This is a genomic window from Pseudoalteromonas sp. SaAl2 (assembly GCF_052947895.1).
The window spans coordinates 3,395,736-3,417,597 of sequence record NZ_CM129605.1; the positions used below are offsets into that span (position 1 = coordinate 3,395,736).

22 protein-coding genes and 1 pseudogene are annotated in these 21,862 nt (G+C 40.3%); 7 read left to right on the plus strand and 16 right to left on the minus strand.

Going from position 1 to position 21,862, the window contains the following annotated elements:
- Positions 1 to 124: 124 nt before the first annotated feature.
- Entirely contained in the window at positions 125 to 913 is a 789-nt protein-coding gene (locus tag ACU8V8_RS15985) for a PhzF family phenazine biosynthesis protein (RefSeq protein ID WP_446888157.1), read from the minus strand.
- 88 nt (positions 914 to 1,001) lie between these two features.
- The gene (locus ACU8V8_RS15990) at positions 1,002 to 1,616 is read right to left on the minus strand and encodes a SemiSWEET family transporter (protein WP_446888158.1); all 615 of its coding nucleotides are present in this window, start codon (positions 1,614 to 1,616) and stop codon (positions 1,002 to 1,004) included.
- A gap of 325 nt (positions 1,617 to 1,941) precedes the next feature.
- Here ACU8V8_RS15990 and ACU8V8_RS15995 point away from each other — a divergent pair, with 325 nt between their 5' ends.
- Entirely contained in the window at positions 1,942 to 3,087 is a 1,146-nt protein-coding gene (locus ACU8V8_RS15995) for a tetratricopeptide repeat protein (protein WP_446888159.1), read from the plus strand.
- A 15-nt stretch (positions 3,088 to 3,102) separates the two neighbouring features.
- Here ACU8V8_RS15995 and ACU8V8_RS16000 read toward each other — a convergent pair whose 3' ends face one another.
- The 5 genes and pseudogenes from ACU8V8_RS16000 to ACU8V8_RS16020 all read right to left on the minus strand — a co-directional run bounded on the left by ACU8V8_RS16000 (position 3,103) and on the right by ACU8V8_RS16020 (position 9,342).
- Positions 3,103 to 5,934, minus strand: a complete 2,832-nt coding sequence (locus tag ACU8V8_RS16000; RefSeq protein WP_446889664.1) for a TolB family protein — start codon at positions 5,932 to 5,934, stop codon at positions 3,103 to 3,105.
- Between the two features lie 80 nt (positions 5,935 to 6,014).
- A complete protein-coding gene (locus ACU8V8_RS16005; protein WP_254911135.1) occupies positions 6,015 to 6,146 on the minus strand; it encodes a hypothetical protein in 132 nt (43 codons plus the stop codon).
- A gap of 204 nt (positions 6,147 to 6,350) precedes the next feature.
- Positions 6,351 to 7,884 (minus strand): annotated as a pseudogene (locus ACU8V8_RS16010) (PH domain-containing protein).
- Positions 7,877 to 8,437, minus strand: a complete 561-nt coding sequence (locus ACU8V8_RS16015; RefSeq protein ID WP_446888160.1) for a PH domain-containing protein — start codon at positions 8,435 to 8,437, stop codon at positions 7,877 to 7,879. The pseudogene ACU8V8_RS16010 and the gene ACU8V8_RS16015 overlap by 8 nt, the downstream one beginning before the upstream one ends.
- A gap of 53 nt (positions 8,438 to 8,490) precedes the next feature.
- The gene (locus tag ACU8V8_RS16020; RefSeq protein ID WP_290209892.1) at positions 8,491 to 9,342 is read right to left on the minus strand and encodes a D-hexose-6-phosphate mutarotase; all 852 of its coding nucleotides are present in this window, start codon (positions 9,340 to 9,342) and stop codon (positions 8,491 to 8,493) included.
- Between the two features lie 336 nt (positions 9,343 to 9,678).
- Between ACU8V8_RS16020 and ACU8V8_RS16025 the strand changes: the two genes are divergently transcribed.
- Positions 9,679 to 10,167, plus strand: coding sequence for a MarR family winged helix-turn-helix transcriptional regulator (locus ACU8V8_RS16025; RefSeq protein ID WP_446888161.1), 489 nt, complete (start codon positions 9,679 to 9,681; stop codon positions 10,165 to 10,167).
- 128 nt (positions 10,168 to 10,295) lie between these two features.
- Positions 10,296 to 11,603 carry a carbohydrate porin gene (locus ACU8V8_RS16030; RefSeq protein WP_446888162.1) on the plus strand — a complete coding sequence of 436 codons (1,308 nt, stop codon included), beginning with the start codon at positions 10,296 to 10,298 and terminating at the stop codon, positions 11,601 to 11,603.
- A 65-nt stretch (positions 11,604 to 11,668) separates the two neighbouring features.
- On the opposite strand, the gene ACU8V8_RS16035 is transcribed toward ACU8V8_RS16030, so the two are convergent.
- From ACU8V8_RS16035 to ACU8V8_RS16075, 9 genes are all read right to left on the minus strand, one after another.
- On the minus strand, positions 11,669 to 12,079 hold the full coding sequence (locus ACU8V8_RS16035) for an ExbD/TolR family protein (protein WP_446888163.1): 411 nt from the start codon (positions 12,077 to 12,079) through the stop codon (positions 11,669 to 11,671).
- 3 nt (positions 12,080 to 12,082) lie between these two features.
- Entirely contained in the window at positions 12,083 to 12,760 is a 678-nt protein-coding gene (locus tag ACU8V8_RS16040; protein ID WP_446888164.1) for a MotA/TolQ/ExbB proton channel family protein, read from the minus strand.
- An 87-nt stretch (positions 12,761 to 12,847) separates the two neighbouring features.
- Positions 12,848 to 13,855: a TonB-dependent receptor domain-containing protein gene (locus ACU8V8_RS16045; RefSeq protein WP_446888165.1), complete on the minus strand. Its 1,008-nt coding sequence runs from the start codon at positions 13,853 to 13,855 to the stop codon at positions 12,848 to 12,850.
- A 74-nt stretch (positions 13,856 to 13,929) separates the two neighbouring features.
- On the minus strand, positions 13,930 to 15,783 hold the full coding sequence (locus ACU8V8_RS16050) for a TonB-dependent receptor domain-containing protein (protein ID WP_446888166.1): 1,854 nt from the start codon (positions 15,781 to 15,783) through the stop codon (positions 13,930 to 13,932).
- 139 nt (positions 15,784 to 15,922) lie between these two features.
- Positions 15,923 to 16,555 (minus strand): FecR family protein, encoded by a 633-nt coding sequence (locus tag ACU8V8_RS16055; protein ID WP_446888167.1) that lies wholly within the window; start codon positions 16,553 to 16,555, stop codon positions 15,923 to 15,925.
- Entirely contained in the window at positions 16,545 to 16,862 is a 318-nt protein-coding gene (locus ACU8V8_RS16060; RefSeq protein WP_446888168.1) for a DUF4880 domain-containing protein, read from the minus strand. Before ACU8V8_RS16060 ends, ACU8V8_RS16055 begins: the two co-directional genes overlap by 11 nt.
- Positions 16,849 to 17,310 (minus strand): RNA polymerase sigma factor, encoded by a 462-nt coding sequence (locus ACU8V8_RS16065; protein WP_446888169.1) that lies wholly within the window; start codon positions 17,308 to 17,310, stop codon positions 16,849 to 16,851. The genes ACU8V8_RS16060 and ACU8V8_RS16065 overlap by 14 nt, the downstream gene beginning before the upstream one ends.
- A gap of 110 nt (positions 17,311 to 17,420) precedes the next feature.
- Positions 17,421 to 18,485, minus strand: a complete 1,065-nt coding sequence (locus tag ACU8V8_RS16070; RefSeq protein ID WP_446889665.1) for a TonB family protein — start codon at positions 18,483 to 18,485, stop codon at positions 17,421 to 17,423.
- A 105-nt stretch (positions 18,486 to 18,590) separates the two neighbouring features.
- Positions 18,591 to 19,178: a biliverdin-producing heme oxygenase gene (locus tag ACU8V8_RS16075; protein ID WP_446888170.1), complete on the minus strand. Its 588-nt coding sequence runs from the start codon at positions 19,176 to 19,178 to the stop codon at positions 18,591 to 18,593.
- Positions 19,179 to 19,340: 162 nt separating this feature from the next.
- On the opposite strand from ACU8V8_RS16075, the gene ACU8V8_RS16080 reads away from it, so the two are divergent.
- The 4 genes from ACU8V8_RS16080 (at position 19,341) to ACU8V8_RS16095 (ending at position 21,852) form a co-directional block, all read left to right on the plus strand.
- Positions 19,341 to 19,736 (plus strand): YbaN family protein, encoded by a 396-nt coding sequence (locus tag ACU8V8_RS16080; protein ID WP_446888171.1) that lies wholly within the window; start codon positions 19,341 to 19,343, stop codon positions 19,734 to 19,736.
- 78 nt (positions 19,737 to 19,814) lie between these two features.
- Positions 19,815 to 20,447: a PepSY-associated TM helix domain-containing protein gene (locus ACU8V8_RS16085; RefSeq protein WP_446888172.1), complete on the plus strand. Its 633-nt coding sequence runs from the start codon at positions 19,815 to 19,817 to the stop codon at positions 20,445 to 20,447.
- Complete coding sequence (locus ACU8V8_RS16090; protein ID WP_446888173.1) at positions 20,447 to 20,950, plus strand: DUF2271 domain-containing protein; 504 nt, start codon at positions 20,447 to 20,449, stop codon at positions 20,948 to 20,950. The genes ACU8V8_RS16085 and ACU8V8_RS16090 overlap by 1 nt, the downstream gene beginning before the upstream one ends.
- A gap of 59 nt (positions 20,951 to 21,009) precedes the next feature.
- Positions 21,010 to 21,852 (plus strand): DUF4198 domain-containing protein, encoded by an 843-nt coding sequence (locus ACU8V8_RS16095; RefSeq protein ID WP_446888174.1) that lies wholly within the window; start codon positions 21,010 to 21,012, stop codon positions 21,850 to 21,852.
- The last annotated feature ends 10 nt before the right edge of the window (positions 21,853 to 21,862 follow it).

Consider the following 21,862-nt stretch of genomic DNA (forward strand, 5'->3'; position numbering starts at 1 on the left):
GAGCCATAATAACAGAGCTGAATGAAACATTAACGTGACATTTGTAAGCAACTGTTACAAAAATACATACACTGCTTAGTAACCCACGCGATTACAACTCAAGAAAGTAAAAAACGAGATTAAATCAAAGGTAAATAGTGCCATGCATATAACGCACTGCATGCCCTGTTAGGGTCACGGTATGTTCACCTACATCACATTGCATATGGCCACCGCGGCTTGATGCCTGATAAGCACTTAAAGAGGTTTTATTTAATTGCTGCGCCCAGTATGGCGCAAGACCGGTATGAATGGAGCCTGTTACAAAATCTTCATCGCCACCACTGGCAGGCCAAAAATAACGAGAGGTAAAGTCATATTCTGTGCCCGGAGCCGTTGCCACTACGTCCAGTGGAAACAAGGTTTTAAGTACTTGCGAATCTGTTTTTAGATTCAAAATATCTTGCTCATTTTCATATATAACAAAATAAGCTTGTTGGTTTTTCAATACCTTAACAGGTTGTATAGATAAGCCTTTAAGTAGCTCTGAAGGTATATTATCAGCTTCAATTGGTGCTTGCTTAGGGAAGGTCATGGCAAAACTACCATCGCTATTTTTATTTATGATTAACTCACCCACCGCAGTGGCTTGAAAGCAAATCTGCGATAAATTGTGCTGTTCACACAATACAAAGGCAGCGGCAAGCGTTGCATGACCACAAAAGTCTATTTCCATTAGCGGTGAAAACCAACGAATTGCATAACTACCATCGGCTTGACGGCACGTAAACGCCGTTTCAGAGACGTTATTTTCTGCGCCAATTTTGAGCATTAGCTCATCACTTAGCCACGCTTCTAAATCAATAACAGCTGCGTAATTGCCTTTAAATAACTCACTGGTAAATGCATCTATTTGATGAATAGTTAATTGCATTAAAAAGCTCACGGTATGGAAACATATTTCTAATAAACTGCCATACACTGAGCTAATTGAACATCAAAATTATTTCATTTTTGGTGGACTAAGCCGCGACTGGACGCATTTTATAGTATTGGATACAGCCAAGTTGGGCTGCATTAGTAAGTAAGATCATCACAAAAGTCAAAATATGCGATGTGCTTGGCTCTGTCATTGCTAGCTCAGCAAACAAACCGCATAAACCTGCAATAAATTGCAAGCTGAAATAACGGGCACTTAGGTTACTAATATCACCGCTACGCAGGGTTTTGTACGTTTGCGGCATAACACGCACAGAGCTCATTACTAGCCCAACAAAAGTAAGCCAGGTCAATACCTTTGCTGTTTCTAATTCTGGATTTAATAGTAATAAAAATGGCAGAAGAGAAAACCCGAGCATTGCACTCAACTGAATTCGCTCTCTTTTTTTTGCATTGTAGCGAGCAAAATAATATAAAATTAAACCACTCAAACTACCAGTCACTACAAATGGCAACACCATGTAGAAACGTTCAAAATATAAATTATAGGTTATAAAATAAACGCTTTGCGCTACACCAAAGCTCATCATCAATAATGACAGTCCTGATACACTGCGATTTTTACGAATTTTATTTAGAAGTGGTAAGAAGCTAAACACTAAAATAAAAGATGATAAAACAGGCAAATAATGCGCCAAAGCAAACCTCGCTAGTTACATAATGGTTAATAAGTTACTATCATATAAACCAAGCAAAAACAAAATGTAAACAACTGTTTTTACTTGATTTATTTTAGGCGCGGCATTGTATAGGGCTGAGATTTACAAGCAACCTTTGTTTAAAATTAAGGCAACTTAAAACTGGCAACTTAGCCTTACAGTTTACGCTAGTATGACTTACTTCTCAGGTTTATACCGCTCTTAGGGTTTCACCCTCGATATCTAATTTTTAAAAATTTTACGCGCTAAAATTAAATATTGCTCAAGTCTTCCCAAATGTGTAGATTTAAGTGAGGAGGTGATTATGAAACTTTATTTTTCTTTATTATTAATATGCTTATTAGCTGCCTGTAAGAGTACTGAACCTCTAAACACACCTTCAGCCTCTTTAAATAGTTTGCTCAATTATTCGCGGTTTGAATTACAGCTAACTCCCTCTGAAGATGAAATTTTTATACTCCCCCAAAATGAAGTAAATAAGTTTTTATCTTATGTAAACGAGCAGCGCCAACGCGAACCGACTGACGATGTAATTCTTTCTGACTACATTGAACGTAGCTATAGTCGTTTTAGTTACCACGGAGATACTCTCACAGCTGAGCAAACGCTGAAATTTCAACATGGCAATTGCATAAGCTTAGCCATACTAACTCAGTCTTATGCCAACCTAATTGACCTTGAAACAAGCTTTCAAGAAATGACCAGTGAACCCGTTTACGGTAAAGAGTCCAACATTGTTTTAATTGCTAATCACTTTCGCACTAAGTTATATCGCCCGTATGTGGAAGCAGAAGGTGAGATCACATTTATTCGCCCAGGCACGCTCATTGATTACTTTCCGTCTCGAGGAAGTTTTTATGTGAATAGCGCTAACAAAAATGACTTAGTTTCTAAATATTACAGCAACTTAGCAGCTGATGCCGTATTAAAAAATAATTACGATTTAGCATTCAGCTTGCTTATTAAAGCGAATGAATACACACCTAATGATCCTGAATTATTTAACCTTGCTGCAATAATACACCGTCGCTCAAACGATATAGCAACGAGCCAACGGATTTATCAATCAGCGCTTGATCAAAAGCTACACAGTTTGAACTTATTGAGTAATTACAAATTACTTGCACAAAGCTTGGGCGATTCTATGTTGGCTGATAAACTTGACTCCATAATTGGTATGCAAGATAAAGATCCGTTCGAATTAATTGCGCTTAGTGAAACAGAAAACTTGAGCGGGCGTGTTATGAGCGCTAAAAAACATTTAAACGAAGCCATTAATAAAGCCCCTTACCTGGCTGAACCTTACGTAGCATTAGCAAAAATCAGCTATCAACAAGGTCATCAAAAAGACGCAAAAAGGTTGCTTAAACAAGCTATACAACTTGAAAGAAATAAAGAACAAATAAATGTATACCAAGCTAAGCTTAACGCTGTTCAAATGTATCAATAGCCGCTTTTTTATATATTACAGCGAGTAATAAAAGCCTAACCAGCTTCTAAGCTCATTTTCAACGCTATCACCTTCGACTTTAACTAAGCCAAAATCAAAGTTAAGGTCGTTGATTCCTGCAATGCCTAATCCAAAGTCAAACTCGCCTTGCCATTTAATACCATAACTTTGCGCAAACACTGCACTATCAACTTGATGCTGTTGATAGTAAAACCATGGCATGCCAGCAGCAACACTGATACCACCACCATATGCTTGATAGCGCTCAGCTGTGGTAGCGTAAAAAGGCAACTCAGGGGCAAACACAAACTCAGCATGAGTATTTGGGCTAATAAGTGAAGAACCAAAGCCCCCTAAAGCTAAACTTGCATTATCTCGATGTTGTTGTCGGTAATTTAAATACATTGGGATATCGGCTAGTTTACCAAAAACATGCGCTGAAATATCATAGCCCTGCCAATCTTTATGCTCTATTTTACCTTCGTACCAGCGCGCTTTGAAGCTTTGCCCAACGGCAAATGATTGTCGATCATGCTCCCAGCGCTGCGTAATACCTGCTCGCAGCCATTGCTGGGAAGCCCCTGTACGTGTATGAGTGTCAAATTCAGAGTAGTTATAGGCAAGTGTTGGTGTTAGCTTAAGCTGCCCAAAGCTAAGCGGGTATTTGGCATCAAGGTAACCTCCTTTGGTGCTATATTTTTGTAAATCGACGCTTTGGTACTGTTTTGCACTGTCCAAATCAAAAGAGAATATTTGGCCACTGTATTTTATTACACTCGCGTTAAACTTTGCCTGCGCAAACATCCCAGCGATAGCGTCATCATGCAAATCCGCACTATAGCCAATTTGCCAATCGAACTGCTTTAATAAATCACTTCCCTTGAGACTGAAATTAAGTAGCGCTGCAGATGCTGAGTTATATTGCGCACCGATAGCCAGCGTGCTGTTTTGCTGCCAAATATCATAATCATGCTGCTGCCCTAGCGCAGCAGTGTAGACTTTTGCTGGCGGTAGTACCGACTGCGAAACCATAAAGGTTGGAGCAATAGAATTAGTAGCAAAATCTGTTACAAGTGCAGTCTCGCTGTCAGGTTTGAGCTGATAAAAGTCAGGTCCATCACTGGTGATAGCAAGATATAATACAGAGCCATCCGCCATTGCAATTGGGTTAGCAACTGCTTGTTGGCCTTGGGTAAGTTTGTAAAGGTCTTTGTTTATGAGATCATAACGGTATATATCAAGTGAGCTATTCAGCCCCGCAATAAAATACAGTGACTGACCGTCATCACTCCAACTAGGTTGTGAGAGGTACTGATAACCATGTGGCATAGGTACTGGTTGGGCATTTTGCCCATCTAAATCTTGTATATACAACTGCCAATTGTGGTTAAGCTCTGTCTTTAAAAAGGCCAGTTGTTGCTCATCAGGGCTTAAAACTGGGTAATCGTATACGTTCTTTAAACTTTTTTCGAATAAAGGGGTCGCTGTAGCTGTTTGTAGATCAAACTTAACTAGCTCAGAGTAACCTGCTCTTGCCCGTTCTGCATAAAGTGTTTGGCCATTTTCTGAAATACTAAAACGGCGCAGTCCTGCAAGCTTAGTAAGTTGTTCCACTTGGCCTGTAGTTGTATTAAAACTATAAATATCTGCTACTCGGCTATTTTCAACAACATCATTATTGGTATAGGCACCAAAATAAAGTACCTCATCGTTAAGCCATTGTGGGTTTTGAATACTTGCACGATTGATTTGATTGAGCACCTGCCTTTGCTTACGTTTAAAAACAGTGGGCTTTTTATCTGCAATATCATCAGGGTCATCAGCTAATAAATCGGTTTGATCTTTCGCGAACTGCTCAGCTGCTTCTGCATTTTGCTCTGTACTATAAATAACCAACTGGGTTTTACCGTCTTTATCACGTTCAACGACGGCTAATTGCTGCTTATTAGGTGATAATGTAGGATTACTAGCACTAAAATCTATCTCAAGCCATAGATCGCTATTTAGCTCAGTTTCATCGTGTTCTTTTGCCAGCGCTTTGTACGTATATTCAGCAATAAAACGTCGATAAAGCTTGCTCGCAGAATCACCAAACACGCCACTGAATGCTTCATCAAACTCGCGTTTTTTCACCCCTTGCATTCGCGTCCATACCGCGTCTAGCTGCTGCTCAGAATAGTTTTCTTCTAGCCAATATAAAAAACGAGCGCCCATTAAATATGCCATAGAACCAGCCATATAGCTGCCTTTAGTACTATTGAGCTGGTCATAACTGGGTAATGAACCTTGTTGTGCAAATTCCAGTAAAATAGCATCTGAGTAATTATCAAATAGCCGCCCACGACCAGTCATTTTAGATTCGAGTAAGGTTGCATAGCCTTCAGCAACCCAGCGGGGCATTGCAGCATAAGTTAAATCGTAAATATCCCATACACTTCGAACAGCTTGGCGCCAATCACTGCGAGTTGGCTGGGCTAAATGCACTAGGTGAATATACTCATGCAAAATTAATAGTTGCTGCCAGCCACTGCTATTCGAAATAATCGTATCTGACTGAGGTGGCGTGGTAAACAAAGCCATCATAGGATTTTCAGAGGGAGGTAGGGCAAACCCATTGGCACTATTGAGAGGATCAAATATGACAACATCGACCGCTGTATCAAGCGCTCGATTTTGTTGCTCTAACACTTTAGTGCGCACAATTTCTAATTCAATCGCCGCAGATCGCGCCCAATCTTGATTATCGTGAGTATGATGGACGTTAAAATGCTCGGTATAAATAGTTTGCCACTGAGCCTGAACATTACATGCGACTAATAAACAAACTGTAAGAAGTGTTCTTTTCATCATGATCCCTGATAGTTTTATTTTTAACTATTATGGCCATAACGTGTAATAAAAGAGAGCATAAAAATGTAAAAAGCGTGTTAGTCAATCTCTAACGGCTGAACTAAACTCACTAACATACTGATAATAAACACAGATACAACGAACACCAATACGGTACGTAATGCGCCAAGGCCTGCGCTGTACATAGCCAATGTGATTAAGCTACCCACTACAAGCACACCACAGCGCGCGCAAATCAGCGATGGCTTTTTATGGCAACGTACATGGAACATTAAAACCAAAATGCAGCAAAAAGCGATTAAACAGAGCGTTGAAACCATCATAACCTCCACAACAAATGAGTTACCGAGATTGTTAGTATAATGAGTATTTAAAATATATCAATGCAATTGATAATTATTTGCAATTAGGTTTTACATCCAATTTCGCCGCTCTGACTCAGCTTGAAACAAAGTGAAGTCTATAATTTCATCTGCCAACGTTGCTTTTAGATAAGGCAAGCTAACATTGCCTGACGCAAGTTGTATAGACAAGCTTTTCAACCCAGCTCTTCGCATAAAATACGTGCTAACCCCACGCGTACTCTGTGCTTTGTACAGCTCAAATACTCGATACTGCACACCCAGCATTCCGCTTCTGAAAATACCGTAGTAGCGCCCTTGATAATGATAAAAGTAATAGCCATAGCGCTTATAAGATAAATACACTAAGCAGCTCAACACCGCCAAAATACAGATACTATATAAAGCGTGGCTAGCAACTACATAATAATTAAAGAGGCTAAACAATAGGCTTGGTATCAATGAGTAAAACAGAAAGTTTTTAAGCAGTAGAGCTTGTTCAACGCCTTTAAATTTCAATGCTTTGAAATCAAAGTTCGCTTCACTTAACCAAGGGTAAACGCGCTGGAGTGTTTGATTAACTTGCTCACGCTTTAATACCGGCATAACTAAACTTTGCTTACTCTTTGCCCCCCGTAACATAACCACTTGTCGCTTGAAAACACTGTATTGTGTAACGCTGTAGCATACGCGCAATCGGATTTTGTTTAATTACAATTGATTGCACTTTATCAAGGCTCACCGACAATTGATGGCGCTCTAGCAAGCCAGAGATACGCTTGAACTTACCGGCCTGAAAATATAACTCAAAGTTATAGAACCGAATTAGCGACATTATAACCGACAACAAAATCGCAAGCATGACTAGCATAAACAATATTGAAAATATTGCCAATGCAGCTGCATTAACCAGTAAGCCCACTTCCTGCTCATAAAAAGCTTCCAAGCGATTAATCACTGCTTGTTCAAAAAAATCAAACAGCACATTCATAAATGGCGCTAAAGCGGCCAGTGCAAGTATCGCCATATTAGACATTAGGCCAAATTTAGCGACTTCTTTGTTGGTCAATTTTAAACTGTACTGGGTTTCTTCTACTTGCTCATTATTAGTCGTTTGTTGATCTTCAACTACTTGCTGCGACTCTTTGTAAGTGAGCACCTGTTCTCGTATATCTTCAGCATATGTTTGAGTAACTCCTGGAAGTACAGCCTCTTGCGCTACGCTGCCAGCAGCATCAAAAATACAATTAACTAATCCTAGCGGCTTAAAATAAAATGGCTCGGCCACATTCACATTTTGAACTCGCAAAAAGCTAAGCGTTAGGCGTTCTTTTTTAAATACCCCTTTATTGAGTAAGATATCGTGATCATCGGTGATGCAAAATCGAAAGTTTAAGTAATAGGCAAACGAATACAATAAAAGCCCCACAACAGCAATCGATGCACCGATTTTTCCCCAAAATAACTTATCTTGAACTTGAGTGACAAATACAACAGCAATAGGTAATAAGTTAAAAATACCGTCTTTAATAAAGCGATAGGCAAAATGCAATACAAAGTAAAGTAACGCCCACGGCGATACACGCTGCCAGTGTTGCTTATTCATTTGTTGATGCTTCGCTAACTGATTGGGTGCTTTGTGATTGCTCGGGCGCTTGTTTGTCTTGAGTGTAGTCTTGTATAAATTGGCGAATATCTTTACAGTCAGTGTGGCTCAAGCCGCCAATATTTAAGTCAGCACTCATGCCACCAGCACTGTATAAGCGCAAGCTTGCTAAGCCTAACTTGCGCTCAAGTGGGCCTCGGTGTATTTCGGTATGCTGTATTCGAGAAAGCGGCAAAATGGTTACTTGCTGCCAAATAACACCTTTTTGATAGGCGATATCGTGGTTACGAACTGCAACACCTTTCAAACGCACGCTAATTATATTAAAAATTAACGACACCACTAAAATGACTGGCAAGCCAATCATTAATGGGGTTTGTGCCGCATTTGCAAAATTTTGGTTGAAAAAGCACACCGCGGCTAACACAGCCATCAAAGGTACGTAAAATAATAACCAACTCAACTGTGTATGCAGTAATGCGTTATTTGCGAGGGGTTTAAATTCGATAGACTGGTGTTGCGGTAAACAGTCAAGTTGATGGTTTTCAAACACGTTGTATTTTCCTTCAAAAGCCAACTTATCAGTGTAAGTTGGCTTAAGTTTGCTTAAACCCAGCTAATTGTCGTGGCGAGTGTATGACTTTGCCCCGGCTCAATAACAGCACTGTCATCCATCACATTAGCCGCCTCTAAACACAGCATAGTGTGATATTCGTCGTCAGCAAAATTAGATAAGCGTTTAGATTTATCGATCCACGGGTTCCAGAGTACGCAAGAGCTTGAGTTTTCACGGCCGACTTCAATAATACCATCAGGCGTAATTATTTTCTGCGTTTCAACAGCTTGGGTATAAACCATATCTGTTTCTCGGGCAAAACCAACAAGTTCATTTTGATCAAATGGGCCTTCCCCAAATTCAATAAATTTAGCGCCTTGCAGGCCATCTACTTTGGTTTCTTCAATTGCAGGAGTTGGGAAGTAAGTATGTAGTGCCTGGCTAAAGGTAATTATTTGTTCGCTCAAGTTGGTGGTTGTTAAACGCACTTCAAGCTTGTGAGTTAAAATAAATTCAACTTTTAGTGTTGATTTATAAGGCCAATATGTTTCATCTACCTGAGTCATTGGTAACGTTAAACTAACGCGGATCTCTTTATCTTGTTCCGATACCTCATCTGCACGCCATAAACTGGTACGCGCAACACCATGGATAGGCCAATCTGGATTTGGGTTTACCCCGAACCAAGGCCAACAAATTGGTATACCGCCACGAATACTCTTACCTTTTTGGTAATCTTCTTCGCTTGAAACCCAAATCAGCGGCTTTTTACCACTCGGAGTGAACTCAGTTAATTGCGCACCTTGCAGAAAAATTTTCGCGCTGCAAAAGTCGCTTGCGATATTAATATATTCTAATCCAGAGTCCGATTGTTCAATGCTTACAGATGGAGATAACTTCATAATACGTCCCATAATAATGAAAAGCCTGTAATACCTTACCCAATCCTTCCCCAATTAGTAAATATTAATTAATGGTTTTTGCAGCAAAGTTATAATTTCTCACTTAGTCACGCTCAACATATAACTTAGCTGATAAAAACAGTTAATAAAATAAGTAACAAATAAGCTAAATTTAATTTCAACTCAAATAAAGTTGCTATCAGTAACGACTAACTGTAAAGCCAATAATACAGCATTAATCCACCTCAACTATTTGAACTCTATTTATTTGATGTGTAATATTTATTGATTACGATCGTTCCTTGATCGCAACCGCCCCTATCAAGAGATAAAATAATGCAAAAATATGACGAGCTGTTGGTTTCATTACGCAAAGTAATTCGTGCGATTGATCTGCACTCTAAACAGTTAAATAAAACGTCAGGGCTGACTGGGCCACAGCTGTTAATAATGACCGAGGTAGCACAAACAGACGGCATTACTGCCAGTCGTATCGCGCAAAATGTGAATTTAAGCCCCGCTACTGTAACCAATATTCTGGATCGATTAGAAAACCGCAACTTAGTTACTCGAGTGCGCAGCCAACTAGACAAACGTCGCGTGAGTATTTACCTCACTCAAAGTGGTAAAGATATTCTTGCAGATGCACCTCAACCTCTACAAGAACACTTTATAGAACAGTTTTCATCACTTGAACAATGGGAGCAGAGCCAGTTGCTATCGTCAATGCAACGTATTGCGACTATGATGGATGCACAAAGTATTGATGCAGCCCCATTGCTTGAAGTCGGCCTGATTACCCGAGCTGCAGATAGTAAAATTTAGTAGTAAAAATATTGTCATAATAATTAAAATAAACAGTATCTTATCTTTGAATAAAACACTTGCTCACTTGGGTAATAAGTATAAATAGTCTATTCTATGCATACTCAATCTCAAAATAGCGACTTATCATGCTTAAACTATCACAGTTAGCCCTCGCGACATTGCTAGGGACCACCACTAGCCAAGCCTATGCATCAGATATTGATGCAATGCAAACTCAGCTTAATCAACTTCAGCAGCAAATGCAGCAATTACAAAAGCAGCTTGCTGACGAAAAAGCAAAGCAAGCACAGACTAATCAAAAGCTCGAAAAGCAAGACGAAATTATTGCTAAGCAAGCACAAAAAAATACCGACACGGCAGAGTCTGGGGTGAAATTTGGCGGTGCCATTCGTACTAACTACAGCCATACCTCATATAACGATGGCAATAAAAATCGCGGTGGTGATTTTGATTTTGATATATTCCGCGTCAATGTTTCAGGTGACATTGGCGGCGTACTAATCGGCGGTGAGATTCGCTTTTTTGATTATATGACCGCAATTAAATCAGCTTGGGCTGGTTATCAATTCACTGATGATTGGCAAGTGCAAGTCGGTGTTACCAAAGTGCCATTCGGTAACGATCCATATAATTCACATAATTACTTTTTTAGTGCCAACTACTACGTTGGCCTTGAAGATGATCATGACTTAGGTGTGATGTTTAAGCGTAAGGTCGCCGATAATTGGCAACTGGATTTAGGCTTTTTCAAAAATGACGAGCTCGGTGGCGTAGATGGTTATGTAGAAGACCGTAGTCATCGCTATTCTTACGACATAGTCGGTAGTCGCACTGCCGATGAAGGTATTTATGCCGACCCTGGCGAGGGTGGCAACCCTCTAGGCGAATACAATACCTTTACTGGCCGCTACGCCTACTTTTTTGAACATGGCGAAGGTATGAAAACCGAAGTGGGCTTTTCAGCCTTAGCCGGTGGTCTGCATGATGGCCAAGACCGCGCAGGCAGTTACAACGCGTGGGCACTACACGTAAACAGCAATATCAACAGCTGGAATATTCAGCTTCAGCACGGTGAGTACGATTATAATATCGATGATACAAACCGCATTGCGGTAGGCGCATACGCTTTTTATGATTCTGTTGCCGCTGATGCCACTATGAGCAGCTTAAATATCGCTTATAGTTTACCTGTGGAGTGGGGCCCGGTAAGTAACTTGCAATTTTATAACGACTATAGCGCTATTTATGATAAGTCAGATAACAGCGCTGATACTTGGATGAACGTTACGGGTGTGTCTATTGCCGCTGGCGGGTTATTCACCTATGTTGATTACGCATTAGCGAAAAACCAAGCATTTGTTGGTGGCTCTGTCGCTGGTGATAGTGATGAAACTGAAGGCCGTTTTAATATCAATATCGGCTATTACTTCTAGCCCGACATACGTTGTGCGCTATTGCTAACAAAGCAATAGCGCACAGTTGCAAACAATCACTGCTGTTATTTTTTCGCTTCAGTAATAAAGCCCATACTACTAATACCAGCTTGCTGCACTTGCTCCATTAAAAACACCACATTTTGATACTCTGTGGTTTTATCGCCCCGAATATGCAAAATCGGCTGCGGAGTTTTAGTCGCTTGCTCTGCTAAGCGCGTTATCAATTGCTCTTTTGTAATGGCTTGTTCAGCCCAAAAATAACCACCGTCACTGTCTACAGACAATACAATGGTGCCAGGTTTTGCTGCTACAGGCTCGCTTTCTGCAGAGGGTAGCTCAACCTGTATAGATTGGTTAATCACCGGCACGGTAATAATAAAAATAATCAATAATACCAACATCACATCCACTAATGGTGTCATGTTGATCTCATTCATAATCTCTTCATCATCATTATCAAAGTGGAATGACATACACTACCCTGCCTTAGTATGTACTGTGCCGGTTAAGTAATAAGCGTGTAACTGTGATGCAAAACGATTTAGTTGAATAATCACCGACTTGTTACCACGACTAATGGCGTTATATGCTAGTACCGCAGGAATTGCCACCGCAAGACCAAATGCGGTCATTATCAAAGCTTCACCCACCGGACCTGCCACTTTATCAATACTTGCCGAGCCAGAAACACCGATTCCGACTAACGCATGATAAATCCCCCACACAGTGCCAAACAAACCAATAAACGGTGATGTGGAGCCTACAGAGGCCAAAATAGCAAGGCCACCAGTGAGAGACTCGCGAGTATCATCAATATTGTTTTTAAGTGCTGTTGTTAACCAATCAGCTAGTGGAACTTGGCCTTGTAGCTGTTCTTCATGATTTTGATGGTGCTCTTTAGCTTGCAAGCCTTGAGCGGCTAACTGCTGAAAATGCACCTGTGGCGCCAAGAGTTCAATACCTTTATTAATATCTTGCTGCTGCCAAAACCCAACGACTAAATACTTTGCTTTTCGTAATTTTAGTAAGCTAAACAAACGTATAAAAATGACCGCCCACGATGCAAGCGACATCGCTAATAAAGAGAAGCCAACAAATTTAATGACTGCATCACTTTGCTGCCACAGCGCTGCAATGCCATAAGGGTTTTCCATTTCATTCTCCAACAACCCGTTGTTTATAAAAAATTTAGCCGCAATGCGGCTAAGATAAAATTGTAAAAACGTATGAACTCGCTTTATTTAAAAGTGCGCCGTAAAGGTAAGACGAGAAGTGCGGCCCGGCCCCGGCATTAAACTGAGCGCTAATGCATCGAGATAAAACTCATTGGTTAAGTTAGCAATATTAAAGTTAACGTCCATATTATCTGTTATTGCATAGCGCGCATATATATCAACTAATGTGTAAGCCTCTGTTGGTATATGTGGGGCTGTACCATGATAATTTTGCCAGCTTGACTGCCTGTCATAGCTTGTATCTGGCGCCCCCGTATAAGTCATTCTCATACCAATATCTCCAGCACCATTTAGCCACTTAAACCCCAAAATAGCAGCCACTGATTTCTTCGGCGGAATATGATTTGATACATACATCCCAGAGAAACCTGAACTAGAACAATTAGGAATATCAATTTGTCTCCATGAAATCATAGGGTTATCACGAAATGATTGAGCGAGTTCAGCATCACACAGCTTGGCTTCGGTATAATAGGTGGCGCTTACATCGCCATAAAAATTACCATATTCCAAACGTGTTTGTAACTCAATGCCACTGGTGTTAAAACTGTCTGAATTACCGATAGCCAAACTAACATCTGTAGACTCTATTAATTCTTTATCTACAGAACGACGAGTAATATAGTTTTTAATTTGGTTATCGAAGTACACAACTTTCGCACGCAAAACAAGATCATCTACTAATTCATCATTGAGATATGAAAGGCCTATTTCCTTATTTTTTGCACGTTCTGGGTCAACATCAAAAATACGCCTTGATACTGACCAGCCCAATGTAGATTCCATTATGCTTGGCATACGTAAAGCTTCACTGTATCGAGCATATGCAAGCCATGATTCGTTTAACTGCATATTTAATGCAATGTTAGGTGCAAAGCCATCGTGCTTACGCGACATTTTATCGCCAACGGTAAAAGTGCCTAACGATAAACCGTACTCATACCCACCAACATAACTAGATTCGAAATTTATAGAGCTAATATCGCTCGGCTCTTCTCCCCACTTTTCAACCATCCCTACTCCTGTTAAACGAGGATCGGTGATGTCACTATACTCACCATTTTCATCCCTAAACCAGCGAACATCTCCTAAACTCGATCCATCATCACCAAACAGCGTGATATTTTTATACTTTTCGTATCTTCAACCCAATTAGCGTTATTATCATGTACCTTAAACCAAGAGTAACGTCCACCCAGCTCAAGGCTCAACCAGTCTATTGGTGACCACTTAGCTTGTAAGAATACACTGCTCTCGTATCGATCCCCATCCCTATGGGTACGATTATTTTGAATATCATCTTGCGAATATTTAACGCCATCGCCTTTGCCTACGGATTCTTTTTGAAAGCTATAACCATAATCTAAAGTTGTTGTACCAAAGCGTTCACTATTGAATATGCTTTGATTACTAATATCAAACCCAGATCTAAGCGAGGCTGTTTTTGCTAAATAATACACATCGATACATGACTCACATTCATAACCAGCGGGAGGCTCTTTACCTTCTAGAGGATTACCAAATGCAAAACCGTTATAAGCTGCAGAATCAGTCTCCGTATGCCATAAATTAATATTTAAATTATGTAGTAAAGGGTTTGTTGGCGATGCATATTTATAACGTGCGCTGTAGCTATCGATACTTTGCTTCGATGGTTTCCATTGCATTAATGTATCACCATCGTTACGAAATATTTGCGACGCCATGATTTCGCCGTACTCGGCTTGGTACTTTCGATAGCTTAACTCTAATTTAGAATCAGCGTTAATTTTAAGGGTTGGCTTAATAAGTAAAGAGGTGCTTTTATTCGCAGTATTGAGTACTTCTTCTCCGGGTTTATAAAAGCGAGCGATCCCTTCGTTCACCTCGGTGTACTTTTCTTCAACCCAAGCACCATCCACTTCATTCCAGCGACTTTTTTCTTCGTCATAAAAGTAGTCTTCGCGGCCTTTTTCTCCTGCGAAGTAATTACCAATATCACGACGTGAAGCAGCTAGAACCAAGTCAAAGCCATCTTGTTCAGTGGCATAAGCAATATTGGCAAATTCACCATCACTAGCAACAAGACTGGGCGCATCTGTACGTGGTATTGCTGCAAACTTATCTTGTGCATCAATACTATTACTTTGCATCCCCACTTTAAGTCGCACACCATGATGCTCACCATCACGTAAAATATCAGCTGTCTTTAAAGTTTCCATCACCACCACCCCACCGACAGCTCCCATACCTTGGGCATTGTTTGCGGGGCCTTTGTCGATAGAGACGGTGCTTATTAGGTCAGGGTCGATGTATGCGCGATCAGAAACCCCTGCATAGCCTCGATATACGGTGTTGCTTTGAATGCTGCCATCAATGACTACTGGAACGCGATTTTGACCTTGTACACCTCGAATATTTACATCAATAGCGCCACCATTACGCGATTCACCAACCTCAACCCCTGGGATCCCTTTGAGCATATCACCAGCTGAGGTGCCACGAAATTGCTCAACGTATTGACTATCTAATTGCACGTTTGAGCTGGTTTTTAGGTATGGTAAATCTTCTGCGGCAACACTATCTTCATCAAACATACCTGGCGCAACATAACCACCAACCACTGAAAGCGCCGCTAAGTCTGTTGATGATTTAGAACTATCTAACTTTTTTAATATGATTGAATTACCTTCAATCGTTGCAGTAATCCCCGTATTTTGCAGCACCTGATTTAAAGCGTCGCGCACTGTAGCTGGTCCTTGTAATTCAGGGGCATTTAATGAATCAACCAACTCAGGTTCAAAAATAAGGGTCATATTTGACTCTGAGGCGAGTTGATTTAACGTCATCTCTAGAGGCTGAGGCTTGATATCCAACATCATTACATTGGTATTTGCCATAGCTGGCATAGCTAGACCGATACCAATTGCCAAAGCAACGGTTGATAACTGCATTTTTTTCATTTTATGTTCTCATGTTGTTTCACTACCCAATAAAACGAATGAGAATAATTATCCCTCACCTATAACTTAATATTTATGTCTGAATTAAGTATTTTTATAAGAATTTAAAATGTAAAAGCGCCATTTATTTAACAGCGCTTTATTTGCGAGGCTGTATTAGCCAATGATTATGTTTTGCGACAACCTCAACGGGTAATATTTTTGGCAATAGCTGAGCGGTATTCGTAATATCATTCAATTGAAACGTACCACTGATAGTAAGCCGGCTTAGTTGCTGCTGATCCAATTGTAGTTTTTTAGCCTGATAACGATTTAGCTGATCAATAGCAAGGTTTAATGGCGTGTGAGAAAAGCGAATTTGTCCATGTTGCCACATGGCAAACTGTGTAGCTGCAAGCTCAACGGCACGATCATCGTAGCTGTAATAACCTTGCTGTGCTTGTAATAATGTATTACCTAGCGTTGGATCATAAACGCTCACCTTGCCACGTTCGACAGCAATGATTGCATCATCTTCGACTCGATTAACATTAAAGCGGGTCCCCAATACTGTTACCGTAATTTCATCTACGACAACCAAAAAAGGCCGATGTACTTGTTTAGCTACATCAAAGATAGCTTGCCCTTTATGCAACTCTATACGGCGCTGTGAGTCATTATAATAAACAGCTAAACGAGTATCGCTGTCTAATGTTATCTCGCTACCATCAACTAAAGTATAAGAGCCAGTTTCACCTACTGATGTTGTATAAACCTCTGCACTAGGCTGCATATAAAAAAGAAATACCAATAAATGCAACGACCACAGAAGCAGCTATTGCGATTCTTTTTGACCATTGAGGTAACGATGCTTTTTTAGTCGGGAGTAAAGCCAATAAACTGCTAACGGTTTCAGGAGGAAGGTCGGTTAACTTGGCATCTAAAACCAAACACTGCTTAAAAATACGACCATTATCAGGATCACTTTGTAGCCATTGCTGCCATTGCTGTAACTGCTCTTGGCTCGGGTTTTCTTGTAAGCGTAATAGCCACTGCATTGCTTGTTCAAATGACGGGGTATTATTTTTAGTATTCTTCATTTGCTATTAATATCTCACGACAACGACTCATTGCTTTGATTAAATGTTTTTCGACCATACTTTGGGAAATCTGCATGTGCTCAGCGATTTGCGCCTGACTGAGGCATTTGTATTTATACAATACAAATGCCTCTCGGCACTTTTCAGGCAAACTCGCTACACATTGCTCTAATGCGTCAAGTTGCTGCTGAGCCATTAATGTTGATTCAGGGTTTAAGTGCTCTTGAGCGTATATCGCACTTTCTTCTTCTGGCAGCGCAGTAAATTGACATACTTTTTCACGACGATAAAGGTCAATCAATAAATTGTTTGCGGTTTTTAAAATTAAAGCACGGTTTTCAGTTTCTTTATTTTTATCAAGCTGCTTTGTATCTTGTTTTAATAGTCGGGTTATCGCTTCTTGGATCAAGCTCTGCGCTTTATCACGGCAGCCCGTTCGCCGCGCCATAATATTTATGACGTTGCTAAAATCGGAAAAAAGGCATAGTTTACTACTGCGTTGTTAAAACAGGCCCTATTTTAATACAAAATAGAATTAAACTTAAATAGTAATAATTATCATTTATTGTTAATAAAAAATTCAATAGGCAATAATAATTTATGAGGAGCAGTTAAACCCTTCGGCACTTTGGGTAAAGGCGCTGCATCTGCTACTGTTTTTAATGCGGCTTTATCGAGCACGCTCACACCTGAACCTTTAACTATTTCCAGCGCTATCACCTTGCCATCACGCGCCAATACCACTTCCAAATACACCACGCCTTGCTGCTTTTTCATAATCGCACTTGTCGGGTATTTACGATACGCCATTAAGTGCGTCAGTAGATTTGCCGTCCAACTTTGCTTACCTTGAGCCACCAGTTGCTTAGACACACTATGTTGCTGTTTTGTAGTGGTCGCTACCGCTTGGCGTTTCGGCTGCTCAATTGCTGGCGGTGTAGGCTGCTGCTTTTTAGTCTTTGGCTGCACTTCTTGCTGTTTTTTACTTAACGGTTTAGGTTCTGGCACTGCCACTTTAATTTCATCTGGCTGTTTTTTAGTGAGTATTTTTTGTTTTTTTACCGGCTTTGGCGGGGGCGTATTTTGCGTTACTGCCACTTGGCTCAGCGCGGCTTGATCAGCCAATTTTTTGGCTTCTGAGACTTCTGGTTTAGGTGCTTGCGCCGCAATTAACTCTACCGCAATAACATTCGGTTGTTGTACTTGTATTGGCTGTGCTCTGCCTGTGAATTGAAAAAACACTAACCAAGCGATTAAAAAATGACACAACATAGCGAATAATACGCCCTGTATCACTTTAAAATATGGTTTAGATGAAGGCTCATTTACTTGACTAGGCTTGGAACATAGGTAGTTAATCACTAGCAAGAAGAGCAGTAAGCAAAAACTCACTAACCAGATAGATTTACTTGTTAAAGCAATAATAATTAAACTAATAAACATACCAAGCGACGCAAAATATTTTGCTTTTATGGGCACCACTCGTTTTGTTTGCCAGTTAACTAGGGTGTTACCGAACTTAGGGTGATTCAAGAGCCAAGCTGCAAGCTTATCATTTGAACGGGTAAAGCATGCAAGTGCTAGAATTAAAAAAACAGTGGTCGGCATAACAGGCAGCAGCATGCCTATTATAGCCAAGGCTACGCTAAGGCAGCCTAGTATAAAATAGATGAATTTTTTGATTGGCAAAGTTTGCCTAAATGCGGCGCTTAACACTGATTAAGACAATTATTGATAAATAACATCAAGCAGCTGATGCGCAACAGCAAACGCATCTTTTGCACCTTGATAAAGCTCTAGCTCTTCATCTGCATTTAATTGTAACGCTTCAACTGCTTGCATAAACTCACGCCACTGACTACCACGACCATTACCAGGCCCAGCCAAAAAGCGTGCGCCAAAATCAGCGTCTAAACCTAACTGTGTTACTTCTTTTGCCAGCATTGCCGCACCTAGCTTAGAGCCTTCAATAACATATAACCAGCCTACCGCTTGCGCCAATGTTAAATCATCAAGCTGAATTTGCTCAGCTAAACCTTCAGCCTGCATGCCTAGATCTTGTAAATCGAGTGCAATAGCATCGCAGCGATTTCTACTCGCTAGATCAGCACAAAAGGCTTTTAACTGCTGACTGTTATAAATTGGCACAACATGGTTTAACAATAAATACTGAAAACGTAAAAAATCACCGTAGTTTGCTTTAGAGGCAAAAGGTGATTGCGCCATAATTTTATTATCTAAGTTATCGTGTACTTCAGCTGTTGTACGCTTAAGCTGCGACATGCGTGGGAAGTTTACTTGGGCTATGCTCGACATAATTTGATTCTAATTTACCATCATTACTTATAAAGACGAATGAACCAGTAATACCCACACCTATAAATATGATTTTTTTTCAGGAAAGTTCATAGTAAAGTTATTTATGTAATAGTTACCAAGTAGCTACCCTATTTATATTTGTCAGGCATGTTATTTATTATGAAAGTAAAAAATGTTTTCACTGCATATAAAAATGCATGCTATCAAGCTCTGGGGCTATTTTTTGTGGCTTTAGGCATCATTGGTATTGTATTGCCTGTAATGCCCACGACTATTTTTTTTATTTTGGCGTTAGCCTGTTTTACCCGCTCATCACCCACACTGGCGGCTTGGCTACTCAACCACCCTCGTTATGGCGTCACCTTGCAGCAATGGCAAGCATATAAAGTAGTGCCCAAAAGAGCGAAATTGTTTGCAGCAACGGGCATGTTTATTGGGTTAATCATTTTGATGCTTGGCCACCCTCCTTGGTGGGTTGTTGGCTTAGTAGCTAGCATTGAAATAGTGGTGATGATCTACTTACTTTCTCGCCCTTCAACAGCGCCTAAAGTGTAAATTTCGTAAATGTTGTTGTGATAACTAATGCAAATCATTACCATGTATGTATTATGCCTATAACATTTTTAATTATTTATGCCGTTAATTAATAAGCGCACGCTATATAGCACTAGCCGTGCATTGCACATTTACCTATCAACAGCCTTGTTATTTTTACTCATTTTATTTTGTATCAGTGGCATAGTGTTAAATCACGTCGAGTGGCTTAAAGGTGACAAAAATGATGGCCAACACACAATCGCCTTGCCAGAGGCCTTGGTAACAAAAGCGAATGAAAACCTAAACACCTTACCAACGCTCTATCCTGAAATCGAAGCTTATCTAGCAACTGAGCATGGCTTAACGAAAGTAAAAAGCATTGATTGGGAAAAAGAAGATGCGCTAGTTATGCTTGATTACCCGCTGCCCGCTGGTTTTGCCTTTGCAGAATTCAACTTTGTAAGTGGCGAGCTTAATTTAGAGTATCAAACCGGTGGCATTTTAAGCCTAATAGGTGACTTACATAAAGGTCGCCATACAGGTGAAGCATGGAGCTGGGTGATTGATATATCAGCCGTGTTGATGATTTTATTTGCTATCACCGGCATGATTATTTTATTTCAAAATAGAAAAAAACGCTTAGTAGGAATATGGCTTACAGTACTTGGGGTCGCAACACCTGTAGTCATTTATCTATGCTGGGTTCCGCAACTTAAAGGAGTGTCTTAATGCTAAAACTTAATACCTTATTTAGCGCTGTGATCTTATTCACAGCCGCTTTATTTCAACCCAATGCTGATGCAGCTGAACTTGAAATAGAACTCACCTTACCTGAACTTGACGTACAGCCTTATCACCGCCCATACGTGGCTGTGTGGCTTGAAACTCCCAAGCGTAAACATGTAACCACTGTTGCGTTATGGGTCCAAGAAGCAGAATGGTTTAAAGACTTACGCCAGTGGTGGCGTAAAGCAGGTAAGAGTAATGCTAATTTTGATGGTGTAACTGGCGCCACAAAACGCCCAGGAAACTACACGATTAATTGGGATGGTAAAGACTTAGAAGGTAATGCCGTCACACCGGGTAAATATTTACTGAACTTAGAAGTGGTACGTGAAGAAGGTGGCCGCGATTATACCCGTGTAGAACTTGATTTAAGCAAAAACGGTAAAATTACGATTGCGGGCACAAAAGAATTTTCAGAAAGCTTCGTCACTATTAAAGCCAAATAACAGCATTAAATAACTAGCAAGTAAAAAATGCTTATAAATTATTTAAATAAGGAAAGATTATGAAAATCAATTTACTTAAAAGCGCATTTATTGGCGCACTTACGTTTACTGCACTTGCATCTAGCTATGCAAACGCCCATGCGCAGTGGCTAGTACCCTCTCATACTTCATTATCTGGTGATAAAGCACACTATGTGATGATCGACGCAAGTATTTCAAACGAAATATTTGCTGCTGATAAAGCGTATCGCCCGAAAGAGAAAGGCGCAGAATATGACGATAATTTACTTATCGCTATCGGCCCTGATGGTAAACCTATTAGCGACAAAATCCGCGCTTATTACTTGCAACGTAAAAATTCAGCTGCAGTAAAACTTGCAGACGAAGGTACTTATCATATCGCGATGAAACGTGAGCCGCGTATCATGACTTTCTACAAAAATGCAGAAGGCGAGCGCAAGCGTGTATTTGGTCCAAAAACAAGCAAAGATATTCCTGCAGATGCAAAAGATGTAAGAACAACGAAGGCATTCTCAACGGTTGATACATTTGTTAGCCGTAACGGTACTTCAAAGCCTGCGCTCTTAGGTAAAGGTTTAGAGATCAGTGGCCCAACCCACCCTAATGATCTATTTGTTGGTGAAGAAGCGCGTTTTCAATTATTAAAAGATGGTAAACCAGCTGCAAACGTAGAGCTTGCTATTTTAAAAGGCGACACTCGTTACCGTAATGAGCGTAACGAAGTAAAAGTAACTACTGATAAAGCAGGTTTCTTTACTAATACTTGGCAGCATCCTGGTTTATATCTGATTGAGGCAAGCATAAGCGAAGACTCTAAAGAAAAAGGTATCGACAGTGTACGTTACTCTCTTTTCACTACATTAGACGTAGCACCTGAGTAACCTCTTTACG